The 12,037-nt window shown below is 45.6% G+C and carries 8 protein-coding genes and 5 tRNA genes; 7 read left to right on the forward strand and 6 right to left on the reverse strand.

Annotated features, from left to right (window positions below):
- Positions 1-77: 77 nt before the first annotated feature.
- Complete coding sequence (gene ilvY, locus OH460_RS26950) at positions 78-968, reverse strand: HTH-type transcriptional activator IlvY (RefSeq protein ID WP_270000153.1); 891 nt, start codon at positions 966-968, stop codon at positions 78-80.
- 145 nt (positions 969-1,113) lie between these two features.
- Between ilvY and ilvC the strand changes: the two genes are divergently transcribed.
- Positions 1,114-2,598 carry a ketol-acid reductoisomerase gene (gene ilvC, locus OH460_RS26955; protein WP_008224071.1) on the forward strand — a complete coding sequence of 495 codons (1,485 nt, stop codon included), beginning with the start codon at positions 1,114-1,116 and terminating at the stop codon, positions 2,596-2,598.
- A 233-nt stretch (positions 2,599-2,831) separates the two neighbouring features.
- Here the strand turns inward: ilvC and ubiK are convergent, their stop codons facing one another.
- From ubiK to OH460_RS26975, 4 genes are all read right to left on the reverse strand, one after another.
- On the reverse strand, positions 2,832-3,083 hold the full coding sequence (ubiK, locus tag OH460_RS26960; RefSeq protein ID WP_004740921.1) for a ubiquinone biosynthesis accessory factor UbiK: 252 nt from the start codon (positions 3,081-3,083) through the stop codon (positions 2,832-2,834).
- A 119-nt stretch (positions 3,084-3,202) separates the two neighbouring features.
- A complete protein-coding gene (locus OH460_RS26965; protein WP_270000154.1) occupies positions 3,203-6,325 on the reverse strand; it encodes a multidrug efflux RND transporter permease subunit in 3,123 nt (1,040 codons plus the stop codon).
- A gap of 11 nt (positions 6,326-6,336) precedes the next feature.
- Complete coding sequence (locus tag OH460_RS26970) at positions 6,337-7,443, reverse strand: efflux RND transporter periplasmic adaptor subunit (RefSeq protein ID WP_061033076.1); 1,107 nt, start codon at positions 7,441-7,443, stop codon at positions 6,337-6,339.
- A gap of 18 nt (positions 7,444-7,461) precedes the next feature.
- On the reverse strand, positions 7,462-8,043 hold the full coding sequence (locus tag OH460_RS26975) for a TetR/AcrR family transcriptional regulator (protein WP_198596934.1): 582 nt from the start codon (positions 8,041-8,043) through the stop codon (positions 7,462-7,464).
- Positions 8,044-8,223: 180 nt separating this feature from the next.
- Here OH460_RS26975 and rep point away from each other — a divergent pair, with 180 nt between their 5' ends.
- Complete coding sequence (gene rep, locus OH460_RS26980; RefSeq protein ID WP_102425706.1) at positions 8,224-10,242, forward strand: DNA helicase Rep; 2,019 nt, start codon at positions 8,224-8,226, stop codon at positions 10,240-10,242.
- 96 nt (positions 10,243-10,338) lie between these two features.
- Here rep and OH460_RS26985 read toward each other — a convergent pair whose 3' ends face one another.
- Positions 10,339-10,752, reverse strand: coding sequence for a c-type cytochrome (locus OH460_RS26985; protein ID WP_008224061.1), 414 nt, complete (start codon positions 10,750-10,752; stop codon positions 10,339-10,341).
- 298 nt (positions 10,753-11,050) lie between these two features.
- Between OH460_RS26985 and OH460_RS26990 the strand changes: the two genes are divergently transcribed.
- From OH460_RS26990 to OH460_RS27010, 5 genes are all read left to right on the forward strand, one after another.
- A tRNA-Arg gene (locus OH460_RS26990) sits at positions 11,051-11,127 on the forward strand.
- A 50-nt stretch (positions 11,128-11,177) separates the two neighbouring features.
- Positions 11,178-11,253, forward strand: a tRNA-His gene (locus OH460_RS26995).
- A gap of 76 nt (positions 11,254-11,329) precedes the next feature.
- Positions 11,330-11,406, forward strand: a tRNA-Pro gene (locus OH460_RS27000).
- Between the two features lie 46 nt (positions 11,407-11,452).
- Positions 11,453-11,528 (forward strand) — tRNA-His (locus OH460_RS27005).
- A 10-nt stretch (positions 11,529-11,538) separates the two neighbouring features.
- Positions 11,539-11,615: transfer RNA gene (locus tag OH460_RS27010), tRNA-Pro, on the forward strand.
- Positions 11,616-12,037: the final 422 nt, after the last annotated feature.

A 12,037-nucleotide genomic window follows, 5' to 3' on the forward strand; every position in this document is an offset into this window, starting at 1 on the left:
CTTATCTGCGATATACATAAATAAAAGGGAAGGGCACTGACGTGCTCTTCCCTTTTTTGTATTTAAAACAATGACGACTAGTCCGCTAAATATTTTCCTTCTGCAACTTGCCAGAACGCTCGAATTAGAGGGTTATCTAGCTGTGCTCGCTTACAACATACGCCTAACTCAAATGGCTTGATAGGTTCTATCTTTAAGCGGCTAACTTTATCTCTTACTGGACTGTTGTTTATGACCACATCAGGTGCGATGCCAACTCCACACCCTAGTGCCACCATACTTACAATCGCCTCATGGCCAGAAACTTGCGCGTATATGTTGGGTTTTATCTTCATCTTTTTAAACCATGCATTGGCTCGTTCACGCGCTGTACCCGCTTCAGGGATGATAAAAGGCACTTTATTCCAGTTTGGCTTGTCGGATTGTAGTTGTTGACCAAAACTACTGACGCCAGATGGGATGATGACAGATAGTGGTATATCACTAATGGTTTCGAATTCTAATCTTGAGGGGAGGATGTCTGGTTTCGCTGAAATCGCGATGTCTGCTTCGTCATTTAATACCTTATCGATAGATTGAGCAGGGTCGCCTGTAGAAAGCTTGAACTCGATATATGGATGAATGGCTCTGAACTCGGTAATTAGCTCAGGAAGATGGCTATAGCTTGCAGTCACGGAGCAAAATATCCTGATCTCCCCTTTTAACTCTTGTTCACCGCCTTTTAGGTGAAGGTTATATTGCTGCCACTCTCCAACAATACTCAACGCTACTGGCAATAGGTGTTTTCCTGCCGGAGTGAGATCAACGCTGCGGTTGTCCCTGATAAGCAGTTCCTGTCCTGTTTCTTCTTCAAGCTTTTGTATCTGACGGCTCAGTGCAGAAGGGCTGACATGCATGGCTGCAGCTGTTTTGCTGAAACTCTTGCTATCACATAAATGTATAAATAATTGTAGAGATTTTATGTTCATGTTCTGTGATCGTTTCCATGTTGCATTTATTGCAATAACTAATTGTGAATATATCACTTTCAGCAACGGAATGTCTGTTTTAGTATGAAGTCATTCGATAGAGAGATATCGACCTTACGGACTTATTTTTAAAGGAGTGCCTCACATGGCTAACTATTTCAATACATTAAACCTTCGTGAACAACTAGACCAACTAGGTCGTTGCCGCTTCATGGATCGTGAAGAATTTGCGACAGAAGCTGAATACCTTGAAGGCAAGAAAATCGTAATTGTTGGTTGTGGTGCTCAAGGCCTTAACCAAGGTCTAAACATGCGTGATTCAGGCCTAAACGTGGCTTACGCTCTACGTCAGGCGGCGATTGACGAGCAACGTCAGTCTTACAAAAACGCAAAAGAGAATGGATTTGAAGTAGATAGCTACGAGAAGCTGATTCCTGAAGCGGATCTAGTAATCAACCTAACTCCAGACAAACAACACACTAACGTAGTTGAAACAGTAATGCCTCTAATGAAAGAAGGCGCTGCACTAGGTTACTCACACGGCTTCAACGTAGTTGAAGAAGGTATGCAAATCCGTAAAGACCTAACCGTTGTAATGGTTGCACCTAAGTGTCCAGGTACTGAAGTACGTGAAGAGTACAAGCGTGGTTTTGGTGTACCAACACTAATCGCTGTTCACCCAGAGAATGACCCTAAGGGTGAAGGTTGGGATATCGCTAAAGCTTGGGCTGCTGGTACTGGTGGTCACCGCGCAGGTTGTCTAGAGTCTTCTTTCGTTGCTGAAGTTAAATCTGACCTTATGGGTGAGCAAACAATCCTTTGTGGCATGCTACAAGCTGGTTCTATCGTATCTTATGAGAAGATGGTTGCTGACGGTATCGACCCAAGCTACGCAGGTAAGCTTCTACAATACGGTTGGGAAACGATCACTGAAGCGCTTAAGTTTGGTGGCGTAACTCACATGATGGACCGTTTATCTAACCCAGCTAAAATCAAAGCATTTGAGCTTTCTGAAGAGCTAAAAGACCTAATGCGTCCGCTTTACAACAAGCACATGGACGACATCATCCAAGGCGAATTCTCTAGCACTATGATGGCTGACTGGGCGAACGACGATGCGAACCTACTAGGCTGGCGCGAAGAGACAGGCGAAACAGCATTCGAAAACTACCCAGCTTCTGATGTAGAAATCTCTGAGCAAGAGTACTTCGATAACGGCATCCTACTTGTTGCTATGGTTCGTGCGGGTGTTGAGCTAGCGTTCGAAGCAATGACAGCATCTGGCATCATTGATGAGTCTGCATACTACGAGTCTCTGCATGAGCTTCCACTAATCGCGAACACGGTTGCTCGTAAGCGCCTATACGAAATGAACGTTGTAATCTCAGATACTGCTGAATACGGTAACTACCTGTTCGCTAACGTTGCAACACCACTACTACGTGAGAAGTTCATGCCTTCAGTAGCAACAGACGTAATCGGTCGTGGTCTAGGTGAAGTATCTAACCAAGTAGATAACGCTAAACTAATCGAAGTTAACGAAGCTATCCGTAACCACCCAGTTGAGTACATCGGTGAAGAGCTACGTAGCTACATGAGCGACATGAAGCGCATCGCAGTAGGCGGTTAATCTCTTAACTCGATAACATCGAACAAATTTAAAGAGCTCCAAAAACTGGAGTCATAAATAAAAACACAACATCTAATTAAAAGGCTTGGTCGCCGTTGACCAAGCCTTTTTGTTTATTGGAAAGATCTATCGCGACTTGGAGTGTTGTTAGGAGTCTAGACCGAAAAACTTGAGTGCATAAAAAAGGGCAGACGTTTTCACGTCAGCCCTCTTATCTTTGCTCGCTTAAGTGCTTACTTGTCTGCAAGCTTAGCTTCTAGCTCTGCAAGCTTTTGTTCCATTTCAGTCAGCTTTTGACGAGTGCGCAGTAGTACTTGAGTTTGAACATCAAACTCTTCACGGCTTACAACATCTAGTTTGTTTAGCTGGCCTTGGATAACTTGGCGAACTTTCTGGTCTACGTCTGAACCTAGTTCTTTCACTGGCTGAGGCATAGAGTCGTGGATCTGCTTAGCAATTTGCTCTAGTTTTTTTGGATCAAACATATCGATTAAAACTCCTGACTATTTATCACTATTCTATTTAATCACATCTAAGATGTCGCCTATCGCGTATAAAAAAAGGCCACCGAAGTAGCCTTTTTGATTGTTTTACGACTTAGCGATTACTTGTTGTCTGCTAATTCTCTGTGCGCTGCTTTTGCTTCATCAACGCGAGCTAGTTTTTCTAGGTCTTTGTCTTCAACAAACACAGGAAGAGGCTTGTGTTTTTCAGCTAGGTAGCTGTAAATCACAGGCAGTACAAACAGCGTAAAGATAGTACCAATCGCCAGACCTGCAACGATAACAATACCGATACTGAAACGCTGAGCTGCACCTGCACCACTTGCGTACATCAGTGGGATTAGACCCGCGATCATCGCTGCGGTTGTCATCAGGATTGGACGAAGACGAACCTTCGCAGCTTCCATTACCGCTTCAATACGAGTCTTGTGGTGATGCAACTGTTCTTCTTTTGCAACCTCACAGATCAAGATACCGTGCTTGGTAATCAGGCCGACCAGCGTGATTAAACCTACTTGTGAGTAGATGTTCATCGTTGCCGCACCCCAAGCTAGAGCAATTAGGGCACCACAGATCGCCAGTGGTACAGATACCATGATAACCAGTGGATCTTTTAGAGATTCGAACTGAATCGCCAGTACCAAGAAGATGATTGCTAGCGCCAGACCAAAGGTTGCGTAAAGTGCGCTACCTTCTGTTACGTATTGACGAGCTTCACCCATGTAATCGTGGTTGTAGCCACTTGGTAGCTTGTTCGTTGCCGTATCTTCAAACCATGCAATCGCATCACCCATCGCCGCGCCAGGAGCTGGTACTGCACCAATCGTTGCTGAGTTCAATTGGTTGAAGTGAGGAAGAGAGCGAGGCTCTGCCACAACATCAATCGTAATTAAACTGCCCAGTGGCACCGCTTTACCATCCGCAGCACGTACATAGTAGTTATTCATCGATTCAGGGTTCAAACGGAACTTACGCTCTACTTGAGGGATAACCTCATAAGAACGACCGTTTAAGTCGATACGGTTTACGTAGCCATCAGACATCATGGTACCAAGGGTGATACCGATATCTTGCATGGTCACACCGTATGCGCCTGCTTTGTCTTTATCGATGTGTACTTTCATCGTTGCTGAGTCGTAGTTCAGATCAAGATCTGAGTAAACGAACAGCGGGTTCGATGCTACATCCGCTAAAATGTCAGTAGTGATTTGGAACAAGCTCTCAAAACTGTTTGGTGTTGTAATAACAAACTGAATTGGAAGACCTGAACCTGCACCTGGTAGTTCTGGCATTTGGAATGCAGTTACCGCCATTCCCGGAACATCTTTAACTAAACCACCAACGCGGTTTGCTACGTCTGATTGGCTCGCCTCACGCTCACTCCATGGAACCATAGATGCGATACCAAACGCTTGGTTTGCATTCGGCACACCGGTAAACACCTGTGCGTACGCTACTTCTGGCTGATCAGACAGAATCGTGTTTACGTCGTTCATGGTATTTTGCATGAAGTCTAAGTTCGCATTTGATGGTGCTGTACCCATCAGCATGATTACACCTTTATCTTCAGAAGGTGCTAACTCACTTGGGATAAACTTAAACAGCATCGGCAAGCTGGCAAATACGATAACCGCAAAGCCAATGAATACCGGTCGATGGTTCATTACCGCACCAAGCATACGCTCGTAACGGTTAGTCATACCATCCAGTACGCTATGTACCTTTTGTTCAAACTTGCTTGGCTCTGCGTGAGCTTTAAGCATTTTTGAACACATCATTGGCGACAGTGTTAATGCCACGATACCTGATACAAATACTGAACCCGCTAGGGTTAGCGCGAACTCTTTAAATAGCGAGCCTGTGATACCACCCATCATCGCGATAGGAGCGTATACTGCGCCTAGCGTTAACGTCATTGCAATAACTGGTACCGCGATTTCACGCGTACCGATGATTGCAGCACGGAAAGGGGATTCCCCGAGCTTGATATGTCGGTCGACGTTTTCGAGTACAACGATCGCATCATCTACCACCAGGCCGATGGCGAGTACCATTGCCAGTAGTGTCATCAGGTTCCAAGAGAAGCCCATCGCCTGCATTACCATTGCCACACCAATCAAAGACAGTGGGATAGTAACGATAGGGATAAGAACCGCACGGAACGAACCAAGGAACAAGGTGATTACAACCAGTACGATTAATGCTGCTTCAAGGATGGTCTTGATAACCTCTTGAATCGATTCGTTAATCGCAATCGTTGAGTCATACATTACGTTCATTGAGATGTTGCTTGGTAGGTTCTTCTCTAGCTGAGGAAGAAGCTCAAGAACATCGGCTGCAATATTGATCGGGTTAGCACTTGGTGCCGCGTTAATCGCTGCAACAACCGCTTCCTGACCGTTCGCACTTGCACGGTACACATCGTGGCTTTTCTCTAGAGAAACCTTAGCAATGTCAGATAGACGGATGATTTCGCCTTCACCGCTTCGTACTACAAGATTCTCTAGCTCTTCAACGTTAGATACTTGGGTATCAGCACTGCCGTTGTAGAGAACGAACTCACCCGTTGCCTGACCGGTTGCCGATTGGTAGTTGTTGGCATTCAGTACCGACATCACATCGCTAGCGGTTAGATTAACTGCAGCCATTTTTGACGGGTCTAGCCATACGCGTAGTGCGTATTTCATACCACCGTATAGGTCAACTTTCGATACACCGTTTACCGTAAATAGCTGCGGGTTGATTACACGCTCTAGATAATCGGTAATTTGGCTCGACACCAACTCATCACTAGTAAAACCAATGTAGAGTACCGCTGTTGTTGAACCGGTCGACATGGTTACGGTTGGATCTTCCGCTTCTTTTGGAAGCTGAGAACGAACCGAGTTTGTCTTGGCCAGTATGTCAGACAGCGCTGCATTCGGGTCGGTGTTCAACTTCATATTAACGGTAATCGTAGAGCTACCGAGTACAGAAGATGAAGTCATATAATCGATGTTATCCGCTTGTGCCACAGCCTGTTCGAGGGGCTGGGTGATAAAGCCTTGGATAAGATCGGCACTTGCACCGTAGTAACTCGTGGTCACGGTTACGACGGTATTCGTCATTTCAGGGTATTCACGCACCTGCATTTTGAAGATTGCTTGTAAGCCAAGCAGCGCAATCAAAAAGCTGATGGATACCGCTAGAACTGGACGTTTAATAAAAACATCAGTAAAGCGCATTGTGCCTCCGGTTACAGCATAGGTGTTTCAGATGGTGGTGTGATTGCATCACTTTCCACAACCTTAACTTTGGCACCGTTACTTAGACGTACTTGGCCAGAAGTCACAACGGTATCGCCCGCTTTCACACCTTCAAGGATGTGTGCGATATCAGCAGTACGTTCACCTACTTTTACAACATGTTGAGTAACGCGTTGAACGCCGTCTTCTTCAGTTAGGATGTAAACATTGTCGCCGTATAGAGTGAAAGTAATCGCTGTTTGAGGCAGAGTTACTTGGTTCTCTAATTTAGGCAGAATGATGTTAGCGCGAGCGAACATACCGCTACGAAGCTTGCCATCATTGTTTGGAATGTCTGCTTGAACTTGAATAAGACCACTTTGCACGCTTACTGCAGGTTCAATTGCGCTGATAGAGCCCTCAAATGGGATTTCAGGGTAAGCGTCAACGAAGATATCAACTGCTTGACCCACACTGATGCGAGAGATGTCAGTCTGAGAAACCGTGAAGCGTAGGCGCATAACACTGGTGTCTTCTAGACGAACAATATCAGTACCTGATTGTAGGTATTGGCCTAGGTAAACATTGCGGATACCAACGGTACCATCGAATGGTGCGCGAATTTCGCGACGATCGATAGACGCTTTTAGACTTTCAATATCAGCTGAAAGAGAGAAGTAGTTAGCTTCTGCTTCATCGTAAGCTTCTTTAGAGATAGAGCCTTTCTTGAATAGACCCTGGTAACGCTTGTACTTAGCTTTTGCTGCAGGTAAGCGAGCTTCAGAACTCTTAAGGTTCGCTTTCTCTACGTCTGAATCAAGGCGAACGAGTAGTTGATCGCTCTTAACTTCAGTACCTGACTCAAAAGAAATTTGGTCGATGACACCGCTAGTTTCGTTTGCTAGCGTGACACCTTGGTTTGGTTCAATGAAGCCAATAGCTTCAATCACCGGAACCCAATCGATCGGCTGAACTTCAGTAACCGTTACTGGAAACTCTGGTTCAGGGCGGTTTGCCATGTACTCAGCAATTTTTTGTTGTTTGAACATGTTGAACCCAATAACGCTGCCGAAAAGTAATACAGCGATGAGTAACATGAAGAAAGTCCACTTTTTCATTATGGTCAAAACTCCGATCTAGTGTTTAATTATTGCATCCCAACTGGCTTCTATTGCAGCTTCTAGTGCTGCCTCATCGAGTTGGTAAAATCCTAAAGAATGCTTTCGCGCTAGAGATACACTAGCCGCTAAGCTCAATCCGCTTAATACTTCATTATGCAGCGGTTTAAACAATCCTTGCTCTTTACCCTCATTAAATAGCAGCTCAACTTGGGCAAACATTTTGCGTTCAAGTTCCCTGAAGTTTAGGCTATTTGTGATGGGTAGAGAGTCATACTGAACTCGATTTTTAATCGCAGCTAAGTTCGTTCCCGCTAAGTTCCATATATTGAGCCACATGGTTCTGTAGCGTTGCTTTATTGGATCCGAATCATTAACTCCGTCTTGTACAGCATCTGCTACTCGTTGTGTTACGAGCACTCGAACGTCATCGATCAAGTGATCCTTATCATCAAAGTAGCGATAGATAGTGCCTGCAGCCACTCCCGCCTCTTTTGCTAGTTTTTGCATTGAGAGGCCTTGAAAACCGACCTCCGCAATTAGCTTCTCTGCTGCAGAAAGTATTTGTTGGCGTTTATCCTGAGGTGCATGAGTAGTCATATTTACATCACCGATGAATGAACGTTCATTCATTATAGCCTAAGAACCATACACATGTGCAACAAAGTTTTGCATAAATGACGTAAAATTCTTGTAGAAGAGAACGTAGCATTCGTGATGTTGCAGCATTATTATAGGCGCGCAACCAATTCGACCTTGTAAGAACAGATAGAGAATCAAATGAAACTGAACCCAAGACAAGATGAAGCCGTGAAGTATGTTTCAGGTCCCTGCTTAGTATTAGCGGGCGCTGGATCAGGCAAGACACGTGTTATCACCAATAAAATTGCTTATTTGGTTCAGGAGTGTGGCTACAAGGCGCGTAACATCGCGGCAGTGACCTTTACCAATAAAGCAGCGCGTGAGATGAAAGAACGTGTAGGGCAAACCTTAGGTAAAGGAGAAGCGAAAGGACTTATCGTTTCGACGTTCCACACTATGGGCTTGACCATTATTCGTCGCGAGTACAAAGCGCTGGGCTTAAAAGCGGGCTTCTCTCTGTTTGATGACCAAGACCAGTTAGCCCTATTAAAAGAGCTAACTGAAAGACAAATCGATGGCGATAAAGATTTATTGCGTGCATTGATGAGTGCGATTTCGAATTGGAAGAATGACATGCTGACGCCAGACCAGGCGAAAGCGCGCGCTCAAGGTGAACAAGAGCAACTATTTGCGTTTTGCTTCGAGATGTATCAAAAGCAGATGAAGGCCTACAACGCCCTCGACTTTGATGATTTGATTGCACTACCGGTACTATTGCTTAAAACCAATCAAGAAGTGCGCGAACGTTGGCAGTCACGTATTCGCTACCTACTTGTGGACGAATACCAAGATACCAATACCAGCCAGTACGAATTGGTTCGTCTACTGGTTGGAGAGCGTGGTCGTTTGACGGTAGTAGGTGACGATGACCAATCTATTTACTCATGGCGTGGTGCGAAGCCGCAAAACTTAGTGTTGCTGGGTGAGGACTATCCAAACCTTCGCTTAATTAAGCTGGAGCAAAACTACCGCTCAACCAGTCGAATCTTGCGTGCAGCGAACATCTTGATCGCCAATAACCCCCACGTGTATGAGAAGTCTCTATTCTCTGAGATCCCAGACGGCGAAAAGCTCAAGGTATTGAATGCCAAGAACGAGGAGCATGAGGCCGAGCGTATTACCGGTGAAATCATCGCACACAAGTTTTTGAACCGTACTGAGTACAAAGATTACGCGGTGCTTTACCGTGGTAACCACCAATCGCGCTTAATTGAAAAAGCGCTGATGCAGAACCGCGTGCCCTACAAGATCTCTGGCGGCACCTCTTTCTTCGCTAGAGCCGAAATTAAAGACATCATGGCTTACCTACGAGTGTTGGTGAACCCTGATGATGACAACGCCTTCCTGCGTATTGTAAACACGCCTCGCCGTGAGATCGGCCCGGTGACGCTAGAAAAGCTAGGTAGCTACGCCAATATGCGTGGCAAGAGCTTGTTTGAGGCCAGCTTTGAGATGGGTTTAGAGCAAACCCTAACAGGCCGCGGCTTAGAGAACCTGCGTCGATTCACTGATTGGATTGTCCGTATCTCAGATAACGCAGAGCGTGGCAATACCGTAGATGCGGTTCGTGCTTTGGTTCGCGATATTAACTATGAAGATTGGTTATACGAAACCTCAGCAAGCCCGAAAGCGGCAGAGATGCGTATGAAGAACGTCTCTGATCTCTATAGCTGGATTGTCGCCGATTTAGAAGGTGATAATTACGATAAAGAAGAGAAGACGCTGCGTGAGGTCGTGCAACGCTTAACCCTGCGCGACATGATGGAACGTGGTGAAGACGATGACGATGCTGACCAAGTACAGTTAATGACGCTACACGCTTCGAAAGGCCTGGAATTCCCTTATGTGTATTTGATGGGAACAGAAGAGGGTATCTTGCCGCACCAAACCAGTGTTGATGAAGGGAATGTGGAGGAAGAGCGTCGCCTGATGTATGTGGGTATCACTCGAGCGCAGAAAGAACTGACTTTTACTAAGTGTCGTGAACGTCGTCAGTTTGGTGAGTTAATTAAACCAACACAAAGTCGTTTTCTGGATGAATTGCCGCATGATGATGTGGAATGGGAAAGCGTGAAGAAGCCACAGTCCGCTGAAGAGCGAATGGAGAAAGGGCAGGCGCACATTGCCAATATTCGAGCGATGTTCAATAAGAAGTAATGTTCTGCTTGATGAGTACTATATAGAAGACAATAAAAAAGGTGACCTGTTGGTCACCCTTTTTGAATTTGGCATTTTTAACTATAGCTCGGCAAATTACAGACCAGCAATCATGTGCTCGATAGCATCTTTGATTTCGTCGTCTGAACAGTCCATGCATGAACCTTTCGCTGGCATCGCGTTGAAACCGTTGATTGCGTGGTCAGCTAGGATATCGCGACCTTGAGCAATACGAGGACCCCAGTCACCAGCATCACCTGTTTTAGGTGCGCCGCTTACTCCAGATGCGTGACAAGCGATACAAAAGGTACCATAAACTGTTGCGCCATCACGAGGGCCTGTTGGTTCAGCGGCTACTGGCTCACTGCCGACTAGGTATACTTGACCAACTGGTTTGATGCGCTCAGCAATTGCATCTTGCTCTGCTTCGCTAAGGCCTGAAGCCATTGCACCAGTTGAGAAGGTTAAAACTGCGATGACAACGCTTAAAATTCGACGAGACATATCCATTAAACTCACTTTACATTCCCAAGGTAAGTACATGCTTACCAAATTATAGTGTTGGAGGGGTGTTTTGGCTTTAACCAGTAAAGAGCAACTGTTAAACCAATGTAAATAATGGGTGATTATATCCCGATAAGTTGTTGCAATAAACAACAACTTATAAGCTGTGGCGGGTTGTAGTACTCAAATAAGGGGTTTATCACATATTAACTGTCGAAAAAGAGACCAAACAGAAAAAAAAGTTAAAAAAGTACTAGACGGCATTGGGTGATATACGTATTATTCCACTCCGCCGACAGGGCATGCGCCTGTAGCTCAGCTGGATAGAGCGTTGGCCTCCGGAGCCAAAGGCCGAAGGTTCGAATCCTTTCAGGCGCGCCATCCGGTCACTTACTTCGGTAAGCGAGAAATTGGCAAAAAAAGAAATTATGGTGGCTATAGCTCAGTTGGTAGAGCCCTGGATTGTGATTCCGGTGGTCGCGAGTTCGAATCTCGTTAGCCACCCCATTCTTTCTTTACAAATTATCGGTAGCTTCGGCTTCCAGTGTTGATTCACTATCCCAAGAATCGATACAAAACTAGTCGGTGAATAGCGCAGCTTGGTAGCGCATCTGGTTTGGGACCAGAGGGTCGGGGGTTCGAATCCCTCTTCACCGACCACTATTTCAATAATCGCTTGTTAAGCGGTTATACAAAAAAATTAGTGGTGGCTATAGCTCAGTTGGTAGAGCCCTGGATTGTGATTCCGGTGGTCGCGAGTTCGAATCTCGTTAGCCACCCCATTAATTTTGTCGGTGAATAGCGCAGCTTGGTAGCGCATCTGGTTTGGGACCAGAGGGTCGGGGGTTCGAATCCCTCTTCACCGACCACTATAAGAAAGCCTCGTCAGAAATGACGGGGCTTTTTTACATCTGAAATATAGATGGTTTTAGACCTGAGTGTCGGGGGCTGGTACGCCAGTCCGATCGAATCTCCCTTCACGAACCACCACTATTAAAAAAGCTCATCAGAAATGATGAGCTTTTTTTCTATTTGGCGAAAATATAATGGTGTTTTCGGGGGCTGGATCGCCAGCCCGGTGAAAGCCCAGTCGCATCGCATCCCTCTTCACCGACCACTATAAGAAAGCCTCAACTAGCCGCCCGTGCATAAAATTCGGTACAAGAAAACTCACCTATTCGAAGTGTCGCACGCTCAATGTGACTGCTTTTCTCCCTCAGCCTATCTATGAGTGCGCTTCTTCTCCACACAAAACCATAATTCATTAAACTGGTCGATCTATATCTAATTT

Source organism: Vibrio sp. Makdt, assembly GCF_027587015.1.
GTDB lineage: Bacteria > Pseudomonadota > Gammaproteobacteria > Enterobacterales > Vibrionaceae > Vibrio > Vibrio chagasii_B.

Excerpts from the sequence above, each read along its gene's own strand:
- OH460_RS26975 (WP_198596934.1), bottom strand. The coding sequence starts at position 8,043 with ATGACTACTCATGCACCTCAGGATAAACGCCAACAAATACTTTCTGCA.
- rep (WP_102425706.1), top strand. The coding sequence starts at position 8,224 with ATGAAACTGAACCCAAGACAAGATGAAGCCGTGAAGTATGTTTCAGGT.
- ilvC (WP_008224071.1), top strand. The coding sequence starts at position 1,114 with ATGGCTAACTATTTCAATACATTAAACCTTCGTGAACAACTAGACCAA.
- OH460_RS26985 (WP_008224061.1), bottom strand. The coding sequence starts at position 10,752 with ATGGATATGTCTCGTCGAATTTTAAGCGTTGTCATCGCAGTTTTAACC.
- ilvY (WP_270000153.1), bottom strand. The coding sequence starts at position 968 with ATGAACATAAAATCTCTACAATTATTTATACATTTATGTGATAGCAAG.
- ubiK (WP_004740921.1), bottom strand. The coding sequence starts at position 3,083 with ATGTTTGATCCAAAAAAACTAGAGCAAATTGCTAAGCAGATCCACGAC.
- OH460_RS26970 (WP_061033076.1), bottom strand. The coding sequence starts at position 7,443 with ATGAAAAAGTGGACTTTCTTCATGTTACTCATCGCTGTATTACTTTTC.
- OH460_RS26965 (WP_270000154.1), bottom strand. The coding sequence starts at position 6,325 with ATGCGCTTTACTGATGTTTTTATTAAACGTCCAGTTCTAGCGGTATCC.